At 72.0% G+C, this 19,928-nt stretch carries 10 protein-coding genes; 8 read left to right on the top strand and 2 right to left on the bottom strand.

Features of this window, described 5'->3' with window-relative positions:
• Nucleotides 1-93 precede the first annotated feature (93 nt).
• Together ACFWP5_RS45310 and ACFWP5_RS45305 are read right to left on the bottom strand one after the other, a co-directional pair.
• Complete coding sequence (locus tag ACFWP5_RS45310) at nucleotides 94-1,332, bottom strand: serine/threonine-protein kinase (RefSeq protein ID WP_384170886.1); 1,239 nt, start codon at nucleotides 1,330-1,332, stop codon at nucleotides 94-96.
• A 132-nt stretch (nucleotides 1,333-1,464) separates the two neighbouring features.
• Entirely contained in the window at nucleotides 1,465-3,183 is a 1,719-nt protein-coding gene (locus ACFWP5_RS45305) for a serine/threonine-protein kinase (RefSeq protein ID WP_384170884.1), read from the bottom strand.
• A 332-nt stretch (nucleotides 3,184-3,515) separates the two neighbouring features.
• Here ACFWP5_RS45305 and ACFWP5_RS45300 point away from each other — a divergent pair, with 332 nt between their 5' ends.
• The 8 genes from ACFWP5_RS45300 (at nucleotide 3,516) to ACFWP5_RS45265 (ending at nucleotide 19,898) form a co-directional block, all read left to right on the top strand.
• Entirely contained in the window at nucleotides 3,516-7,748 is a 4,233-nt protein-coding gene (locus ACFWP5_RS45300; RefSeq protein ID WP_384170888.1) for an FHA domain-containing protein, read from the top strand.
• Between the two features lie 155 nt (nucleotides 7,749-7,903).
• Complete coding sequence (locus ACFWP5_RS45295; RefSeq protein ID WP_384170882.1) at nucleotides 7,904-9,289, top strand: ABC transporter substrate-binding protein; 1,386 nt, start codon at nucleotides 7,904-7,906, stop codon at nucleotides 9,287-9,289.
• Nucleotides 9,290-9,296: 7 nt separating this feature from the next.
• Nucleotides 9,297-10,637, top strand: a complete 1,341-nt coding sequence (locus tag ACFWP5_RS45290) for a carbohydrate ABC transporter permease (RefSeq protein WP_384170880.1) — start codon at nucleotides 9,297-9,299, stop codon at nucleotides 10,635-10,637.
• A complete protein-coding gene (locus tag ACFWP5_RS45285; protein WP_384170878.1) occupies nucleotides 10,634-11,542 on the top strand; it encodes a carbohydrate ABC transporter permease in 909 nt (302 codons plus the stop codon). The genes ACFWP5_RS45290 and ACFWP5_RS45285 overlap by 4 nt, the downstream gene beginning before the upstream one ends.
• A 155-nt stretch (nucleotides 11,543-11,697) precedes the next feature.
• Nucleotides 11,698-13,959: a CDP-glycerol glycerophosphotransferase family protein gene (locus ACFWP5_RS45280; protein ID WP_384170876.1), complete on the top strand. Its 2,262-nt coding sequence runs from the start codon at nucleotides 11,698-11,700 to the stop codon at nucleotides 13,957-13,959.
• Between the two features lie 146 nt (nucleotides 13,960-14,105).
• Nucleotides 14,106-16,346 (top strand): CDP-glycerol glycerophosphotransferase family protein, encoded by a 2,241-nt coding sequence (locus ACFWP5_RS45275; RefSeq protein ID WP_384170874.1) that lies wholly within the window; start codon nucleotides 14,106-14,108, stop codon nucleotides 16,344-16,346.
• 7 nt (nucleotides 16,347-16,353) lie between these two features.
• Nucleotides 16,354-18,603, top strand: coding sequence for a CDP-glycerol glycerophosphotransferase family protein (locus tag ACFWP5_RS45270; RefSeq protein ID WP_384170872.1), 2,250 nt, complete (start codon nucleotides 16,354-16,356; stop codon nucleotides 18,601-18,603).
• Entirely contained in the window at nucleotides 18,600-19,898 is a 1,299-nt protein-coding gene (locus ACFWP5_RS45265) for a hypothetical protein (RefSeq protein WP_384170870.1), read from the top strand. The genes ACFWP5_RS45270 and ACFWP5_RS45265 overlap by 4 nt, the downstream gene beginning before the upstream one ends.
• Nucleotides 19,899-19,928: the final 30 nt, after the last annotated feature.

The raw sequence follows: 19,928 nt of genomic DNA, 5'->3' as shown, positions 1-19,928 counted from the left end.
CGCGGAGGCCGTTCAGGCCGACCGGGGGTCCAGGGGGTGGAGCCCCCTGGGATGGGACGGGCAGGGGCGGCGGGGGCGAGAAACGAGGAACACTTACGGCGAAGCCGGTGCCGAGTTCTTCGTGTCCGGGGAGTCCGCGCCGGAGTCGCCCGACGTCGCCGCCCACGTACCGACGCCGACCGCGGCGACCAGCACCACTCCCGCCGCCGCCAGCGTCAGCCGCCGGCGGCGCGTCGCCGCCCGGTGCCGGGCCGAACCGGGACGCGGGGCGCCCGCCGGGCGCGGGGCCCGTGCAGTCCCGCGCGGTCCGCCCGCCAGTTCGTCCGGCGCCGGGACCCGCATCGACGTGTGGGTGTCCCGGTTGGAGTCGGCGGGCTTGGCGCCCGGCACCAGTGGTACGGCGCCCCGTCGTACCCGCTCGCTGCGCGCGGGAGTGGCCACCGGGGTCTCCTCCTGCTCCGCCTCCTCCTGCTCGGTGTCCGGCTCGTCCACGTCCAGCGGGGGCATGCCGGCCAGCAGGGGCAGTTGTTCGCGCAGGCGGGCGGCGAGTTCGGAGGCCCGCAGCCGGGAGGCCGGGGCCTTCGCCAGGCACTGGACCATCAGCTGCCACAGTTCGTCGGGGATCCCGGGCAGCGGTACGACGGTCTCGGTGACGTGTCGTCGTAGGACCGCGCCGGGGTGGCCGCCGCCGAACGGGGTGAATCCCGCGAGGAGTTCGTACAGGACGGTCGCCAGGGCGTAGATGTCGACGGCCGCGCGCGGGGGCAGGCCCTCGACGATCTCGGGAGCGAGGTAGTCGGGCGTGCCGATGATCTTCGTGGCGCGGGTGCGGCGCGGGGAGTCGATGAGTTTGGCGACCCCGAAGTCCGTCAGCAGGGCGGGGTGCGCGCCGCCGGGGCCGAGCGGGCCCTGCATGTCGAGGAGGACGTTCTCCGGCTTGACGTCCCGGTGGACGACGCCGGCCGCGTGGGCCGCCGCGAGTCCGTCCGCGATGTCGGCGACGATCGCGACCGCCGCCTCGGGGGAGAGCCGGCGTTCCCGGTCGAGGCGGGTGCGCAGATCCGTGCCCCTGACCAGGTCCATGACGAGGGCGAGGTCGTTGCCGTCCACGACCATGTCCCGTACGGACACGATGTTCGGGTGCTCCAGGCCGAGCAGGGCCGTGCGCTCCTGCACGAAGCGGCCGACGAGTTCCTGGTCGGACGCGAGGTCCTCGCGCAGCAGCTTGACGGCGACGGGCCCCTCGGGTCCCTCACCCAGCCACACCGTGCCGGCACTGCCCCGCCCCAGGATCTGGTTGGCGGTGTACCGGCTGCCGATCTTCCGTGCCAAGGCTGCTCCTACCAGACGCGTGTGTCGCTAAAACTACGCGTCAGATGAGCCAACCTTCACCGCGGAGGCGGAAATCACCCACTGGGTGTCGACAAATCCCCAACCCAGCGTCCGACAAGGGCGATTCGGGGGTCAGTTGCCGGTCGCGGAACTCAGATCCTTGACCCAGCCGCTCACCTGTCCGGCGACGTGGCTGATCTCGTGCCAGTAGCTCCGGCCCGTGCCGATCCAGTCCTGCAGCGGGGTCAACTCCCAGACCAGCCAGCCCGCGACGAACAGCAGGACGATCGTGAACAGGCAGCCCTTCAGGCAGCCGAGTCCGGGGATCTTCATCGGGTTGGCGCCGCGCTGCCGCGGCTGGCGGGGCTCGCGCGCGGGCTCCTGCGCCCGCTGGGGCTGCTGGCGGCTCGGCGGGGCGTACTGCTGCGGCTGTTGCTGCTGCGGATGGCCGTAGCCGCCCTGCTGTTGCGGTTCGCGGCGCTGCGAGGGCCGCTGCTGCGGGCGTTGCTGGGCGGCCTGGCGGGGTTGCTGCTGTGGCTGCTGCGCGCGGGAGACCGGGCGCTGGGGGCGGCGGCGCAGCGGGTCCTCGCCGGGGTCGAGGTAGGGCTGGTACTGGGTCTGTTCGTTGCGGTCGCGGGCGGCGCGCAGCTGGTTCTGCCAGGGGTGCGGCTGCTCGGGGCCGCCGCCGGACTCGTTCTGCCGGCCATATTGACCGGGCTGGTCCTGCTGGCCGTACTGGCCGGGCTGGTTCTGCGGCATGACCGTGGTCGGGTCGGCCGCGCCGCGGTTCGGCATCACGGTGGTCGGGTCGGCGGCGCCCACCGGGCCGCTGGTGTGCGGGAGGACGCTGGTCGCCGCGTTCGGGTCGTAGGCGCCCGCTCCGTGCGACAGGACCTGCGTCGGGTCCGCGGCGCCGGGTACGCCCGGTACGGCGGCGGGCGTGGGGTCGGGGCCGAGGAGCATCGCGACGCTCTCGGCGGCGGCGATCTGCGCGGAGTTCGCGTGCACGCCGACGCCCTCGGCGACGACGCGCAGGCCGCGGGCGAGGTTCTCGGCGCTGGGCCGCTCGTCCGGGTTCTTGCGCAGGCAGCGCTCGATGACCGTCCACAGGGGGTCGGGGACCGTCGAGGGGCGGCGCGGTTCGGCGCTCAGGTGCTGGTGGAGGACTTCGAGGGCCGAGCCGCCGGAGAACGGCGGATGGCCGGTGACCAGCTCGTACAGCAGGATGCCGGCGCCGTAGATGTCCACGGCGGAGGTCTGCGGGCGGCCCTCGGCGGACTCCGGCGCGATGTACGCGGGCGTGCCGACGAACTCCTGCGTGCGGGTCAGGCCCGGGGAGTCGGCGAGGCGGGCGATGCCGAAGTCGGTGAGCAGCGGGTACATCTGGCCGCCGCCCTGCTTGAGCAGGACGTTCGCCGGCTTCAGGTCGCGGTGGACGACGCCGTCGGCGTGGCTGGCGGCCAGCGCGTCGGCGATCTGCGCGGTGAGCAGCGCGGCGCCGACGGGGCTGAAGGGGCCGTTCTCGCGCAGGTAGTGGTGCAGGTCGGGACCCTCGACGAGGTCCATGACGAGCGCCAGGAGATCACCCTCGACGACCAGGTCGCGGACCCGGACGATGTTCGGGTGGGTCAGGCGCAGCAGCACCGACCGCTCGCGCAGGAACCGCATCACGATGTCGGGATCGTTCGCGAGCTCTTCCTTGAGGACCTTGATCGCGACGGTCTCACCGGGCTGCCCCTGGACGGCCGCCTCGGCGCCTGCGGTCTCACGCTGGCGGGCCCGCCAGACGGTGCCCGTGGCGCCGCGTCCGAGTGGCTCCTCCAGGAGGTACTTGCTGCCTACCGGCCGCACGTCTGCGCTCCCTGCTGCTTGCCTGTGTTCCGGTCCACTGTAGTGCCGCCCCTCTTGCGGCTACCTACGTAAGCGTTGCCGTACATGTTCGAAGGAAAGACGCTTACCCCGGTCTCCTGGTTGCCGAAGCCGGACATGACCGGTCTCACTCGATCACCGGCGCGGCACTGGTCAGGCACTTTTGGGGACAGAGCTGACCAATCAAGATCACTTGGTACCGGGCCCCGGGCGCGTTGTCAGTGGCAGGTGCGAGGATGCGTGCAGTACTGGCCGATGTGCTCGCGCGGGGTGGGGGAAATTCCGTGCCCGGGCAGAAGGGACCGCTGACGGCGATGCAGATCCGGCTGACCGTCGTAGACCCGCTGGGGCCGCCCGCGCAGCCGCGGGGCCGCTCCGCGAGTTGCGATGTGCTGGTCACCGCGCCCGCCGGCACGGCCCTGGCCGCGGTGGCGTCCGCGCTGGCCTCGGCGGTCTCCGCCGACGCGGCCGCGTCCCCGTCCGAGCGGAGCCGTGAGTCCGGCGCCCCGATCGTGCTGTACGCGGGCGTGGAGCGCCTCGACACCCAGCGCTGCACCCTCGGCGAGCCGCCGCTGACGGACGGCGCGGTGCTGTCCCTGGGCGCCCCGGCCGAGCCCGAGGCGCATCCCGAGCTGGACGACGCCCCGACCCAGCTCCATGTGGTCGCGGGCCCGGACGCGGGCGGGGTGCACCTCCTCCATGGCGGCCAGATCCACATCGGCCGCTCCGCCGACGCCGACGTCCCGCTGGACGACCCGGACGTCTCCCGGCTGCACTGCGCGGTGACGGTCGACCCCGGAGGCCGCGTCTCGGTCGCCGACCTGGGCTCGACGAACGGCACGACGCTGGCGGGCACGCGCGTGGGCACCCGCCCGGTGCGCTTCCCCCCGGGCGCGCTGCTGCGCATCGGCGAGTCGGGCCTACGGCTCACCCCGTCCGCCGGTCCGGGAGCGCGGGCCGAGACCGCCCCCGACGGCGAGGGCCACGTGCGTGTGACCCCGGGCACCCCAGCCGCCCCGCGCAGCGAACCCCTCGTGGTGCCGGGCCAGGGCGGAGCCCCGAGCATCGAGCACCGCGTCGTCCACGACGGCGGCGACACCCACGCCGGCCGCTTCGGAGTGTTCGGCGAGGTTCTTCCCGGCGACGAGGGCGCCGAGGACGTGTTCTCCGCGCCTACGACGACCTCCCGCATCCCCCCGCACGACGACGACACCGACGCCCACAGCGGACGCAAGGGCACCCCTCTCCGGGGCACCGACGTACCGCAGGGTGTGCGCAGGCGCGGCGGCATCGGCAAGTGGGCGCGGCGCCTGACGGGCGGCCGCGGCGAGTCGACGGCCGAGGGCCCCGAGTCGTCGTACGACGACGAGGTCGCCGACGAGAGCGAGCCGCCCCCGCCCGTCGTCCTCCAGCAACCGGACACCTGGCCCGACCCGGCGGCCCTGCTGCTCACCGCGCTGGGCCCGGGCCCCCGCCTGTGGGAGCGCGCCCCCGGTCACCCCGAGGCGCTCACGGTGCGGCTCGGCACGGCGGACCGGGCGACACCGGACGGTTCGGCGCTGCTGTCCGCGGTGCCGGTGACCTCCGGGCTCCGCGAGGTCGGCGCCCTGGGCCTGGCCGGTCCGCGCGCGCGGCTCTCGGGGCTGGCCCGCGCGGTGGTGGCCCAGCTCGCCGCGCTGCACTCCCCCGACGCCCTGGAGATCGTGCTGATCAGCACGGACCGCGCGCGTTCGGTGGCCGAGCGCACCGCCGAGTGGGCCTGGCTCGGCTGGCTGCCGCACCTGCGCCCCGGACACGGCCAGGACTGCCGGCTCCTGCTGGCCTACGACCGCGAACAGGCGACGGCCCGCACCGATGAACTCCTCCGCCGCCTGGAGGACCACGCCATGGATATGCGTGGCGGGGGTCGGGCGGTCGGCGGGGGCACGTCCACGTTCGCGTCGGGAGGCACGTCCGGGTCCGGGTCTCTGCCCGGGGCAGGCCGTCGCACTCCGGGTATCGGGGCGCAACGCGGTTCGGGGGAAGGGCAGTTGGGGTCGGGCTCGCGGTACGGCTCGACGGACGGATCGTCGGGGGTTGCCTCGCAGTCCGGTTCGGGAGAGGGACTGTCGGGCGGAGGCTCGCGGTACTCCTCGGCGGACGGGCAGTCGAGCGGCGCTGCGCCGTCCGGATCGCCCGAGGGCCGGTCGGGCGCGGGTTCACGGTACGGCTCGGCGGACGGACAGCCGAGCGGCGCTGCGCCGTCCGGATCGCCCGAGGGCCGGTCGGGCGCGGGTTCGCGGTACGGCTCGGCGGACGGGCAGTCGGGCCGCAGCACCTCTCAATACGGTTCAGCAGAAGGCCAGTTGGGTGCCGGGCCACGGCGTGGCGCCGACGACCACCGCTGGTCCGGCACGACCGATCCGTCCGGTGCCGCCGCACGGCGCGCGGGCGGCGACGGCCACCGGCCGGGCGTGACCACCGCGTCGGGCACCTCCACGGCGTATCCCACCCCCGACGACGCCCACCACCACCGCTCCGGCACCTCCGGCCACCCGGGGGCGGAGGCCCTCGCGCCGCACGCCGTCGACGACCCGGCCTCCGGCGCCACCCGACCCCGTTCGTCCGACACCCGGCACTCCGGCACCGCCGCCGCGCACTCCGGCTCCGGCGCCCGGACCTCGGCCGCCACCACGCCCCACGGCGCCGACAGTTCCGCCGATTCCCTCCGCGGCGCCGCCCACCGCCCCGCCTGGGCCCGCACCGACGACGGTGACGGCTCGGCGGACGGTTTCGTGGGGCCGTACACCGTGCTCGTGGTGGACGGTGACCCCGGTGGGGCCGATGTGCGCGAGGCGGTGGCGCGGCTGGCCCACGACGGGCCCCGGGCCGGTATCCACGTCGTCTGCCTGGCCGAGACGGAATCGGCCTCGCCCGCGTCCCCCGTGACGGAGACCTACGAGGCGGCCTGCGCGGCGTCGCCGACGTTCCGGGAGTGCGGGGCGGTCGCGCTGCTGAGTGGCGATGTCGCCACGGCGCTGCGGCTGTTGCGGGTCGCGCACGGCGGTACGGGGGCGACGCGCCCCGGTGCGGGAGCGTCGCGAACCGGCACAGGAGCATCCCGACCCGGTACGGAGACATCCCGGCCCGGCACAGCAGCGTCGTCTCCCCGCGCGGAGCCGTCACGCCCCGGTGCAGCCGCATCGCGCCCCGGCCCGATCGACCCCGATCAGACCGGCCTCGGGCAGGCAGGCCCCGACCAGGCACGCCTCGGGCAATTCGACCCCGACCCGTCCGGCCCCGGACCGGTAGGCAACGGCACGATCGCCGCCGTGGACGCCGTCTCGCTCGCGTGGGCCGAGCGCTTCGCGCGGGCGCTCGCGCCGCTCAGGGCGGACGGGCCGCCGACTGAGCGGCACGCGCGTGTGTCGGCGCCGTTGCCTCAATCGGCGCGGCTGCTGGACGAGTTGGGGCTGGCCCGGGCCACCCCGGCGTCCCTGCTGACGCGTTGGGCGGACGCGGGGGACGACAAGGACGCGGTCGGCGGGCGGGCCTGGGCGGTGCTCGGGGCCGGACCGCGCGGGCCGGTCAGTGTGGACCTCGCCACCGAGGGCCCGCATCTGCTGATCGAGGGCCCGCCGGGCAGTGGCCGTACGGAGCTGCTGCGGGCGGTCGTCGCGTCCCTGGCCGCCGCCGAGCGCCCGGACCGGCTCGGCATCGTGTTGATAGACGGCCGGGACAGCGTCGGCGCGAGCGGGGGGCACGGCGAGGGTCTGCGGGTCTGCACGGACGTTCCGCATGTCACCACCCACCTCACCGCCAACGACCCTGTGCGCATGCGGGAGTTCGCGCAGTCCCTGAGCGCGGAGCTGAAGCGGCGGGCCGAGTTGCTGGGCCGGGTCGGCTTCGTCGAGTGGCACTCGCGGCACGAGGTGTCGGGCCGGATCATCGCCCAGCGCGGCACGTCCGGTGCCGGGGATCTGGAGTCCCCGTCCAGTTCGACGATCCGGCTGCGCCCGTCGGCGGCGGCCCGTCAACAGACGGAGGCGGCACCGCCGTTGCCCCGCCTTGTCGTGGTGGTCGACGACCTGGACGCCCTGGTGAAACCCCCGCTCGGCTCCCCCGGCCGCCCCGCCGCCGGCTCGGTGATACGCGCGCTGGAGGCGGTGGCCCGCGAGGGCGAGCGGCTCGGCGTGCACCTGGTGGCCGCGGCCGCCGTAGAGGCCCGTACGTCCGAGACGGAGCCCGCCCGGCACACCACCCTCCGCGTCACCCTCGACGCGACGACCCAGGGCCCGGACGAACCCGCCCCGGGCCGCGGCCGGTTGACCCTGCCGGACGGCCGGGCGACCCCCTTCCAGGGCGGTCGCGTCACGGGCCGTATCCCGCGCACGGCGACGCTCCGCCCCACGGTGGTCCCCCTGGAGTGGCAGCGTATGGGTGACCCACCGGCCCGCCGCCCGGTCCGCGAGCTGGGCAACGGCCCGACGGACTTGGCGCTCCTGGCCAGTGCGCTGGAACGGGCCACGCGCTCGGTGTCGGCGGCGGAGGTGCCGTCGCTCCTCTGATCGTTGACAGGTTGCCCACACAACCCCACGTCACGACCCAATCACGATCCCGTACTTGACAGCGGACGCCATCTTGCCGCGTTCAAGCACCGGGCGTAGACCAGTGCGCACGGAAGCGTTCGAGCGTTCGACGAGGAACGAAGAACGGGGCAGTGATGCGCAGCACGAGCAGCACATATCGGACACGCACGGCCGTACGTACAGCGGCAGTTGTCGCCGCGGGAGCGCTGACGCTCTCGCTCGCCGCCTGCGGGGGCAGCGACAACAAGAGCGGCAACAGCAAATCCAGCAGTCCTTCAGAGACCGCCGGCACGGTCACCCTCCCGAAGCTGAACGGCGCGAGCCTCGAAGTGGCCGCCGTGTGGACGGGTGCCGAGCAGAAGAACTTCAAGGCGGTCCTCTCGGAGTTCGAGAAGCGCACGGGCGCCAAGATCACCTTCGTGCCCGCCCAGGACCCGATCATCAACTTCCTCGGCTCGAAGGTCGCGGGCGGCCAGCCGCCGGACGTCGCGATGCTCCCGCAGCCCGGCGCCATCAAGCAGGCCGTCGACAAGAAGTGGGCCAAGCCCCTCGGAGCCGACGCGGTCAAGGAACTGCAGAAGAACTACTCGCAGGGCTGGCAGGACATCGGCAAGGTCGACGGCAAGCAGTACGGCGTCTACTACAAGGCCGCCAACAAGTCGCTGATCTGGTACAACGCCAAGGTCTTCGCGAACGCGGGCGCCAAGGAGCCCAAGACCTGGCAGGAGTTGCTGACGACCGCGCAGACGGTCTACGACTCCGGGGTCACCCCGTTCTCGATCGCGGGCGCGGACGGCTGGCCGCTCACCGACTGGTTCGAGAACGTCTATCTGTCGCAGGCCGGGCCCGAGAAGTACGACCAGCTCGCCCAGCACAAGATCAAGTGGACGGATCCCTCCGTGAAGGAGGCCCTCACCACGCTCGCCCAGATCTGGGGCAAGAAGGCGTATATCGCGGGCGGTCAGAACGGCGCGCTCCAGACGGAGTTCCCCGCGTCCGTCACCCAGACGTTCAACGGCGGCGACCAGCCGAAGTCCGCGATGGTCTACGAGGGCGACTTCGTGCAGGTCAACATCGGTGAGACGAAGGCGAAGGTGGGCACCGACGCGAAGGTGTTCCCGTTCCCGGCGGTCGGCTCCACCGCACCCGTGGTCTCCGGCGGCGACGCGGCCGTCATCCTGAAGGACTCCAAGGCGGCCCAGGCGCTGGCCACGTTCCTCGCCTCACCGGACGCGGCGACGATCCAGGCGAAGCTCGGCGGCTACCTCTCCCCCAACAAGAACGTGCCGGACTCGGCGTACCCGAACGCGGTGCAGCGGACGATCGCCAAGGCGCTCGTCGCGGCCGGTGACGACTTCCGCTTCGACATGTCCGACCAGGCCCCGCAGTCCTTCGGCGGTACGCCCGGCAAGGGCGAGTGGAAGGATCTCCAGGACTTCCTGAAGAACCCCACGAACATCGCGGGCACGCAGGCGCAGTTGGAGAAGGACGCGGCGGCGGCGTACGCGAGCGGGAGCTGATCCCGGGATGGCATCGGCAGCGACGGGGGCCCCCGGGGCCCCCGTCCCTCCCCGCAATCGCAAGAGCGTGACGGGCACCCGCAGGACCGTGGCAGTGCTGTTCCTGCTGCCCGCCCTGGTGCTGCTCGGCGCGCTCGTGGTCTACCCGATCGGGTACTCGCTGATCCGCAGCTTCGGCAACCAGGCCGGCGACGGTTTCGCCGGATTCGACAACTACAAGGCCCTGTTCACCGACGACGGCATCCGCACCGCCCTGAAGAACAACGTCATCTGGGTGATCTTCGCGCCGACGGTCGCCACCGCCCTCGGTCTGATCTTCGCGGTGCTGACCGAACGGGTGCGCTGGGGAACGGCGTTCAAGCTGGTCGTCTTCATGCCGATGGCGATCTCGATGCTGGCCGCCGGCATCATCTTCCGGCTCGTCTACGACCAGGACCCGCACAAGGGCGTCGCCAACGCGGTCTGGGTCGGCATCCACGACACGTTCACCTCAGCGTCGGCGTTCCCCAACGCCCACCCGGGCCGCGAGTCGCCGCTCAAGGCGGACCAGGGCGGCTTCATCACCAGTACGACGGTCCACACGGGCCGGACCGTCGTCCTCCCGCTGGTCGGCGTCGCCCCCGACCAGATGCCCGACGGCGCGAAGAAGGCCGTAGCGGCGAAGGCCGAACCGGGAAAGATCACCGGCACGACCTGGCAGGACTTCACCCGCGGCAAGGGCGTCGGCAGGCTCGGAGGGGTCGACCCCTCCGAACTCGGCTACGGCGGGATGCGCATCGAGGCCGTCAAGGGCGGCAAGGTGGTCGCCTCGACCAAGGCCTCCGGTGACGGCACCTTCACCTTGCCCGCCAAGGCCGACGGGGCCCAACTCCGGCTCCCGGCAAGCAACTTCAAGCAGCCGTACAACGGAGTGGAGTGGCTGGGCCCGTCGCTCGTGACACCGGCCATCATCGGGTCGTACGTGTGGATGTGGGCCGGGTTCGCGATGGTGCTGATCGCGGCCGGACTCGCGGGTGTGCCGAGGGAGTTGCTGGAGGCGGCGCGGGTCGACGGGGCCAACGAGTGGCAGGTGTTCCGGCGGGTCACGGTGCCGTTGCTGGCGCCGGTGCTCGCGGTCGTCGTCGTCACCCTGATGATCAACGTGCTGAAGATCTTCGACCTGGTCTTCATCATCGCCCCGGGCTCCTCGCAGGACGACGCGAACGTGCTGGCCCTGGAGCTGTACCGGAAGGGCTTCTCGGAGGACCAGCCGGGTATCGCCAGCGCGATCTCGGTGTTCCTGCTGCTGCTGGTGATCCCGGTGATGCTCTTCAATGTGCGCCGACTGCGGCGGGAGGTGCGGCGATGACGACGGATGCCGGAAGTCTCGGGAAGACCGGGCCAGTTGAGGTCGTCAAGGCGCGGGAGTCGCTCGGCTCCCGGCTCGCGGCGGCGGCGAGCGGTGGTCTGGTCCGGGTGTTCCTGATCGTCGTCGGCCTGTTCTGGCTGGTGCCGACGCTCGGGCTGCTGCTGTCCTCGCTGCGCAGTCCGGAGGACATGAGCGCGAGCGGCTGGTGGAAGGTCTTCAGCCAGCCGTCCCAACTCACCTTCCACAGCTACAAGACGCTGCTGGAGAACAGCGACATCACCAACTCGCTGTGGAACACCGTCCTGATCACCGTCCCGGCGACGATCCTCGTCGTGGTGATCGGCTCGCTCGCGGGCTACGCCTTCGCGTGGATGGAGTTCCCGGGCCGCGACTGGTGGTTCCTGGGCGTGGTCAGCCTGTTGGTGGTGCCGGTGCAGGTGGCGCTGATCCCGATCGCCGAACTCTTCGGAAAAATAGGCCTGTTCGGGACCATCTTCGGGGTGATCCTCTTCCATGTCGGCTACGGGCTGCCGTTCGCGGTGTTCCTGCTGCGGAACTTCTTCGCGGAGATCCCGCGCGAACTCCTGGAGGCGGCACGGCTGGACGGCGCGGGCGAGCTGCGGCTGTTCGCGCGGGTGGTGATGCCGCTGGGCGGGCCCGCGATCGCGAGCCTGGGCATCTTCCAGTTCCTGTGGGTGTGGAACGACATGCTGGTCGCGCTGGTGTTCACCAAGTCGAGCACCCAGCCGATCACGGTCGCACTGCAGACGCAGGTACGCCAGTTCGGCAACAACATCGACGTGCTGGCACCCGGTGCGTTCATCTCCATGGTGATCCCGCTGGCCGTGTTCTTCGCGTTCCAGCGGCAGTTCGTGACCGGCGTGATGGCGGGCGCGGTCAAATAGCCGCAAACCACACCTAGTTCGAGGGGGCGGGCCGTCACCGGCCCGCCCCTTCACGTTCACCGTGCGTCCCCCGTATGCCGTACGCGCCGTAACCAAGTCACTCCATCGGCCGTTCCCGGGCAGAACGCCCGCGCCGACCGACCCATGGATGTCCCTTGCCCAGGTTCAGTGTCATTGTCCCCGCGTACAAGGTGCAGGCGTACCTGCACGAATGCCTGGAATCGGTGCTCTCCCAGTCGTATCCCGATCTTGAACTGATCGCGGTCGACGACTGCTCGCCGGACGCCTGCGGCGCGATCATCGACGAGTTCGCGGCCCGCGACGCCCGCGTCCGGGCCGTCCATCTGCCCGAGAACCACGGCCTCGGCCGCGCCCGCAACGCCGGCCTGGAACAGGCGACCGGCGACTACCTCGTCTTCCTCGACAGCGACGACACGCTCACGCCCGACGCGCTGCGGTCGATCGCCGACCGTCTCAAGGAGACCGGCGAACCGGACGTCCTCGTCTTCGACTACGCGCGCACCTTCTGGTCGGGCGAGGCCCAACGCAACAAGGTCGCCGCCCAGTTGACCGAACAGGGCCCGGCGCCCTTCCGGCTGGAGGACCGCCCCGGGCTCCTGAGGGTCATCATGGTCGCCTGGAACAAGGCGTACCGGCGGGAGTTCATCGAGCTCCGGGGCTTCGCCTTCCCGCCGGGCTACTACGAGGACACCCCGTGGACCTACCCGGTCCTGATGGCCGCGGAGACGATCGCGACCCTCGACCGGGTCTGCGTCCACTACCGCCAGCGCCGCCAGGGCAACATCCTCGGCACCACCAGCCGTGAGCACTTCGACGTCTTCGAACAGTACGACCGTGTCTTCGCGTTCGTCGACGCGCACCCCGAACTCGACCGGTGGCGGCCGGTGTTGTTCCGCCGCATGGTCGACCACCTCGCGACGGTGTTCACCAAGCCGGACCGCCTACCGCGCGGCACCCGTGCCGAGTTCCTGCGCAAGGCCCGTGCCCACTACCGCCGTTACCGCATCCCCGGCACCCCGGTCCCGCTGCGCACCCGGCTGCGCCACACGCTCGTCCACTTCGGCGTCCACCGAACGTTCCGCACCCTCCAGGCGGCGATGAGCTGGCGCCGCAGCGCGGTCAAGCTCGCCGCGAAGGCGCTGCGCGCACTCAGGGCAGCCGCCCTCCAGCTCCACTACCGCGTCCAACTCCGGCTCCCGCTACGGAATCGCGCGGTGTTCGCCGCCTACTGGGGGCGCGGCCACAGCTGCAACCCGGGCGCGCTGGAGAGGGCGTTCCGCACCCACGCCCCGCACATCCGCACCGCGTGGATCGCCCGCCCCGAGCACCACCACACGATCCCGGCCGCCACCCGCAGGCTGCGCCCGGACACGGCCTCCTACTGGACGGCGCTGGCCCGCTCCAAGTACCTGGTGAACAACGTCAACTTCGACCGCCGGCTGGTCAAGCGCCCCGGCCAGGTCATGATCCAGACCCAACACGGCACCCCGCTCAAGCACATGGGCCTCGACCTCCAGGAACGCCCGGCGGCTGCACGGGACATGGACTTCGGCGAACTCCTCAAGGGCGTCGACAAGTGGGACCACGTCCTGTCCCCCAACCGCCACACCACCCTCACCTGGGAGCGGGTCTACCCCGGCAGCTACACGACGCTCGCCTACGGCTATCCCCGCAACGACGTGTTCCAGCAGGCGACTTCGGCCGACGTGTCCCGCCTGCGCGAGTCCCTCGGCATCCCGCAGGACACGATCGCCCTCCTCTATGCCCCGACCCACCGCGACTACCGCCGCGTCCAGCGCGCCCACATCGACCTCGACCGCATGCTGCGCCGCCTCGGGCCGCGCTTCGTCGTCCTGGCCCGCGCCCACTACTGGCACGAAGGTCCGCTCGCCGCCTCCGCGTCCGGCCGGATCATCGACGTCACCGACCACCCCAGCGTCGAGTCCCTGTGCCTCGCCTCCGACGCGCTGGTCACCGACTACTCGTCCCTGATGTTCGACTACGCCAACCTCGACCGCCCGATCGTCATCCACGCCGACGACTGGGAGGCCTACGAGGCGGCCCGCGGCACCTACTTCGACCTGCGCGCCTTCCCGCCGGGCGCGGTCGCGCGCAGCGAGGACGAGCTGATCGACATCTTCGCGACCGACCACTGGCGCGGCTCCCGCTCGGCGCAACTGCGCGCCGCGTTCCGCGAGCGCTTCTGCCCCTACGACGACGGCCGCGCCGCCGAACGGGTCGTACGCCACGTGGTGTTGGGCGAGACGGACCTCCCCCCGGTCGTACCGCTCGCCGACCGCCACCCGGTGCCGTCGGCCGCCGCGAGCCTCACGCGCTCCCCGCTCACCACCGTGCCGCAGCCCGCGGCATCGGCTCCCGTCACCGACCGTCTCTGAACGCCGTTCCCACACCGGGGAGTTCGCATGCCCTCAAGCCCCTCGCGGCCCACGCCGACCCGGCCGTCCACTTGGCGTCCGACCGGGCGTCCCGGCCGCCGCGCGCACTGACCCGGACCCCTCCGGACCACTGGAGAAAGAACAGAATGCCCCGCTTCAGCATCATCGTCCCGTCCCACGGGGTCGCCGGCCGGCTGTCCCTGGCCCTGGACTCGGTCCTCGCGCAGTCCTACGGCGACTTCGAGCTGATCCCGGTCTGCGACGCCCCCGGCTCCCCGGCTGCCGACGTCGCCACCGGCCACGCCGGGCGGGACTCCCGGGTGGCCCCGGTCCACTCACCGCCCTCCGCGGGCCTGAGCGGGGCACGCAACACCGGGCTACGGGCGGCGACCGGCGCCTACGTCCTGTTCCTGGACGGCGACGACACTCTCGCCCCGGGCGCGCTGGCGGCGCTGGACGCCCGGCTGACGGAGACGGGGAATCCCGACGACGTCGACGTCCTGTACTTCGAGCACGAGCGGACCCCGTGGTGGGAGGGCGAGGCCACCAACCCGGCGGCCCCGCTGCTGGCGAAGACCCCGGCGGGCGCCTTCTCCCCGGCGCAGGCACCGCAGTTGACCGGCGTACAGCTCCCGGCGTGGAGTGCGGCCTACCGTCGCGCCTTCCTCACCGACCACCAACTCACCTTTCCCGAGGGCCGGTTCACGGACCTCGGCTGGGGCGGCCGGGTCACCGTCGCCGCCGAACGGGTGGCGGTGCTGCGCTCGGTGGTCGTACGGCATCTGCTGCGCCGGCAGGGCAGCCGGCTCAACCTGCCGGGTGAGCACCACCACCAGCTCCTCGACCAGGTGGAGTTGGTGCTCACGGCGGCGCAGGGTCTGGCTCCCGAGCGGTCGCACGCGCTGTTCGAGCAGCTCTTCGCCGTGGTGTTGAAGACCGCCTCGCGGCCCGAGCGGCTCCCCTCCAAACACCGCGCCTTCTTCCGCCGGGCGGGTCGGCTCCACCGCACGCACCGGCCCGCCGGTTTCCGTACACCCGGCGGGAGTCTGGGGGTGCAGCACCGGCTGCTGGCGTCGGGGGCGTACACGGCGTTCAAGGCGCTGCGCGGCGCCAACCGGTCGGTGGTGGGGGCGGCCATGGGGGTCCCCCCGAGTCGAGCGAAGTCGAGAGCTTGGGGGAGGGTCCCGCGCCCCCGGATGCTCCGCACCCGCCTGCGCTACGCCCGCGACCTGCGCCGCCCCCTCGACCCCAACCTGGCTGTCTACTGCGCCTATTGGGGCCGGGGCTACGCGTGCAGCCCGGCCGCGATCCACGCGAAGGCGAGCGAACTCGCCCCGCACATCCGCTCGGTGTTCCTGGTCGAGCCGGACGCGGTGGACGCCGTACCGAAGGGCGTCGAGCACGCCGTCATCGGCAGCAGGCGCTACTGGGAGGTGCTGGCGCGCGCCAAGTACCTGGTGAACAACGCCAACTTCGCGGAGGACGTCGTCAAGCGGCGCGGCAGTGTGCACGTCCAGACCCAGCACGGGACCCCGCTGAAGAAGATGGGCGTCGACCAGTCGACGTACCCGGTGGTGGCCGCCGCGACCGGCAGCTTCGCCAAACTCCTCGGCCGAGTGGACCGTTGGGACTACAACATCTCCTCCAACAGCCACTCCACCCAGATGTGGGAGCGCGCCTTCCCGGGCTCGTACGAGGCGTTGGAGTACGGCTATCCGCGCAACGACGTGTACTACACGGCGACCGCCGACGAAGTGGCCCGTGTGCGAAGGGAGTTGGGGGTACCGGAGGGCAAGACGGCCGTCCTGTACGCACCCACCCACCGCGACTACCAGACCGGCTTCGACACCGGCCTCGACCTGGAAGCCTTCTGCGCGGCGGCCGGTGAGGACGTGGTCGTGCTGCTGCGCGCCCACTACTTCTACGACCAGGGCCGCGCGAAGAGCAGCGGCCGGATCATCGACGTGACCGGGCACCGCTCCTCCGAGGACGTGTGCCTGGCCGCCGACGCGCTGGTCACGGACTACTCGTCGATCATGTTCGACTACGCCAACCTCGACCGGCCGATCGTCGTGTACGCCGACGACTGGGAGGTCTACCGGGAGACCCGGGGCGTCTACTTCGACCTCATGGAGGCGCCCCCGGGCCCGGTCGCCCGCACGCCCGAGGAGCTGGCGCAGGTGTTCCGCGACGGCTCGTACGCGGGGGCCGAGTCCAAGGCGCTCAGGGATCAATTCCGTGCCCGCTTCTGCGAGTTCGACGACGGACTGGCCGCCGAGCGGGTCGTACGCCGGGTGTTCCTCGGCGAGCCGCCGGAGACAGTGCCGCCCGTGATCCCGCTCGCGGAGCGCGTCCCGGCCCCCGCCGCCATCCTCGTAAGGAGCTGAACCCGAAGTGCCCCGCTTCAGCGTCATCGTCCCCGTCTTCAAGGTGCAGGGCTTTCTGCGCGAGTGCCTCGACTCGGTTCTGGAGCAGTCCTACCGGGACATCGAGGTGATCGCCGTGAACGACTGCTCGCCGGACGGCTGCGGCGCGATCCTCGACGAGTACGCGGCCCGCGACCCGCGTGTGCAGGTGCTGCACCTGCCGGAGAACGTCGGCCTCGGCCGCGCCCGCAACGCCGGAATGCCCCTGGCCACCGGCGACTTCCTGTTCTTCCTCGACAGCGACGACACCCTCACCCCGGGCGCCCTGCGCGCGATGGCCGACCGGCTCGACGCGAGCGGCGACCCGGACGTCCTGGTCTTCGACTACGCGCGCACCTACTGGTGGGGCGGCACCCGGCGCAACGTCCTCGCCCACGTCCTGACGGAGGTCCACGGCACCTTCACGGTCGCCGAACACCCGGAGATCCTCGACCTGTTGATGGTCGTGTGGAACAAGGTGTACCGCCGGGAGTTCGTGCACAAGCACGCCTTCGAGTTCCCGCCGGGCTACTACGAGGACACGCCCTGGACGTTCCCGGTACTGCTCAGCGCCGAGCGGATCGCCACCCTCGACCGGATCTGCCTGAACTACCGGCAGCGGCGCCAGGGCAACATCCTGTCCACCACCAGCCGCAAGCACTTCGACATCCACGACCAGTACGAGCGGGTCTTCGCGTTCGTCGACTCCCGCCCGGAGCTGGCGAGTTGGCTGCCGTACCTGCACGGCAAGATGGCCGAGCACTGTCTCGACATCCTCGCCAAGCCGGACCGGCTCCCCCCGTCCGACAAGGCCGAGTTCTTCCGCCGTACGGCCGAGCTGTTCGCCAAGCACAAGCCCGCCGGGACATCGGTGGACGCCGAAGTCCGTGCCCTGGAAGGCAGTTACGCGCTGTACCGGGTCCGACGGCAGGCGGGACGGGCCGGCCGCCAGCTCGAACGCAGGGCGCTGCAGGCCCGTAAGTCCGCGGCCCAGCGGGTCAAGGGCGGCTGGGCCGCGCTGCACGCCCGCCGGTCGCTGGTCCCCAACCTCGTTGTGTACTCGGCCTTTTCACACCGCGGGGTCCTCGGCGACCCGGCCGCCGTCTACTACAAGGCGAAGGAGATCGCCCCACACCTCCGGGGCGTGTGGGTCGTAGCCAACGCCGAACAGGCCGCGCTGCTGCCGCCGGACGTCGAGCACGTCCTCCTCGACACCCTGCGGTACCGCCAAGTCACCGCGCGCGCCCAGTACTTCGTGAACAACGTCAACTGGCCCGGCACCCTCACCAAGCGCCCCGGCAGCATCCACATCCACACCCACCAGGGCACCCCGCTCAAGTACATGGCGGCCGACCTGCTGGACAAGCCCGGCGCCCGCTACGGCGTCGACGTCCCGCAGATGCTGCGCCGCGCCGACCGCTGGGACTACAGCCTGGTCGCCAACCGGCACTCGGAGCTGGTGTGGGAGCGGGCGTATCCGTGTCACTTCGCGTCGGTGCGGACGGGGAGCCCGCGCAATGACGTCCTTGTCGACGCGGGAGCGAAGGCCGGTTCGGACAAGGCGAGTTCGAGAGCGGGCGCCGCCGTCCGGGCACGGCTCGGTATCCCCGCCGAGCACACCGTCGTGCTGTACGCGCCGACCCGCCGCGAGTACGTCCGGGGCGGGCACGTCGACCGGCTGGACCTGGCCCGGTTCGCCGAGGATCTCGGCCCGGACCACACCCTCGTCGTGCGCCTCCACCCCACTCTCGCGACCGGCCACGCGCGCGGCATGGGCCTCGCGGACCTGCACCGGCGCGGGATCCTGGTCGACGCGACCGACGAACCCTCCGTGGAGGACGTCATGTTGGCGTCCGACGCGCTCGTCACCGACTACTCGGCCCTGATGTTCGACTACGCCAACCTCGACCGGCCGATCGTGCTGCACGCCGACGACCGGGAGGCGTACGCGGCCAGCCGGGGCGCCTACTTCGACGTCACCGCCGCGCCACCGGGCCATGTGTCCGGTTCCTACCGGGAGTTGGCGTGGCTGTTCGCCTCGGGCGGCTGGCGCGACGAGGACTCGACACGGCTGCGCGGCGAATTCCGGTCGCGGTACTGCGAGTTCGACGACGGAAGGGCCGCCGAGAGAGTCGTACGGACGCTGCTTCTGGGTGAGGACGACTGGCTGCCGCAGACCGAGTCCGGTGCGCGGGTCCCCTCCCCCGCCAGCGGTCACGACCAGTTGGCGTCCTCATGAGGCCGCGTACGTGGGTGCTGGTGCTGGCCGCCGTGTTCGCGGTGCTCCAACTCGCCAACGTCACAGGGCGGGCGACCCCCGACACGAAGAACTACCTGTCGTACGCGATGAGTCTGCGCGGTGCGAGCACGCGCGAGGCGGCGGCCGTCGCCATCGACTACTCCTGCGCGAGCAAGGGGGCGAACGCGCGGCGCGACCAGAGCGTGAACCCGCTGAACTTCCACGGCAAGGACCCCGCCGCGCGGGTCGCGAAGAAGTGCCGGGCCGCGGAGTGGCGGGGCGTGGACGCGCGGCTGCGGGCCGGGCAGACGGGCGGGTTCATCACGCCGTTCACGTCGGAACGGTTCATGCGGATCTTCGAAGTGCGGCCCGGATACCCGGTGTTCCTGGTGCCGTTCGTGACGCTGCTCGGCCCGGTCTGGGGGCTGTGGTCGGCGAGCGTCGTCCTCACCGTCGCGGGCGGGATCCTCGTCTTCCTGATGCTGCGCACGCTGTCCGTGTCGGTGCCGCTCGCGCTGACCGGGCAGGCCCTCTACTACGTCCTGCCGTGCGGGACGACCTCGATGCGCCCGATGACCGAGGGCCTGATGACGGCCCTGACGCTGACTGCGGTGTGGGGCTGCGCGCTGGTGCTGAAGGGGCGGCGTACGCGCGCCGGACTCGCCCTGGTGGGCGGTTCGTTGGTGCTCCTCTTCACTGTCAAGCACTCGCAGTCCCTGTTCCTCGGGCTGTGTCTGGCCGGCGCGGGCGCGCTGGTCGCCGTAGGACGGTGGCGGCGCGGGCGGGCGCCGGGGCGCGCGTTGGTGACGGTCGCCGCGCTCGGCGCAACTGCCGTGCTCGGCACGCTGGTTCTGGCGAGCGCGCTGCACTACCCGTCCCAGACCGACAGCCTCCAGGACCTGCTCACCGATCACTACGCCCGCCCCGACCGCACGCGTCTGTGGCCCGAATTCCTGCACCTGGAAGCGAACTTCTGGCTGGAGTGGACGCGGCAGCAGTTGTGGCAGCCGGTGCTTGCGGCGGCGCTGGGGGCGGGTGTGTGGGGTGCGTTGCGGCGGCCGGCGTTCGGGGTGTTCCTGATCGGGGCCGCGTTCACCGGGATTCTCACGCAGGCCGCGCATCCCGACATCAGTGTGTGGGGCGGGCGGTTGATCGTGCTGGTGTGGCTGCTGCCGGTGGTGGGGGTGCCGTTGCTGCTGGAGAGCGTGGTGCGAGGGAAGGCTGCCGTGGGTGTGGCTGTGCCAACGCCGGTTCCGGGGCAGGGACTTGGGGAGCACGCTCACTCGGTGCGTTGAGGCGGGATATGACGAGGTGGCCGGCGGCGT

The sequence above is a fragment of the Streptomyces sp. NPDC058469 genome (genome assembly GCF_042721125.1).
Lineage (GTDB): Bacteria > Actinomycetota > Actinomycetes > Streptomycetales > Streptomycetaceae > Streptomyces.
Note: the sequence above shows the minus strand (reverse complement) of the source record. Positions and strands in the feature narration are given on the sequence as shown.

Bases quoted from the DNA above. Each gene is read 5' to 3' on its own strand.
- ACFWP5_RS45285 (WP_384170878.1), top strand. From the start codon at position 10,634: ATGACGACGGATGCCGGAAGTCTCGGGAAGACCGGGCCAGTTGAGGTC.
- ACFWP5_RS45265 (WP_384170870.1), top strand. From the start codon at position 18,600: ATGAGGCCGCGTACGTGGGTGCTGGTGCTGGCCGCCGTGTTCGCGGTG.
- ACFWP5_RS45275 (WP_384170874.1), top strand. From the start codon at position 14,106: ATGCCCCGCTTCAGCATCATCGTCCCGTCCCACGGGGTCGCCGGCCGG.
- ACFWP5_RS45295 (WP_384170882.1), top strand. From the start codon at position 7,904: ATGCGCAGCACGAGCAGCACATATCGGACACGCACGGCCGTACGTACA.
- ACFWP5_RS45290 (WP_384170880.1), top strand. From the start codon at position 9,297: ATGGCATCGGCAGCGACGGGGGCCCCCGGGGCCCCCGTCCCTCCCCGC.
- ACFWP5_RS45300 (WP_384170888.1), top strand. From the start codon at position 3,516: ATGCAGATCCGGCTGACCGTCGTAGACCCGCTGGGGCCGCCCGCGCAG.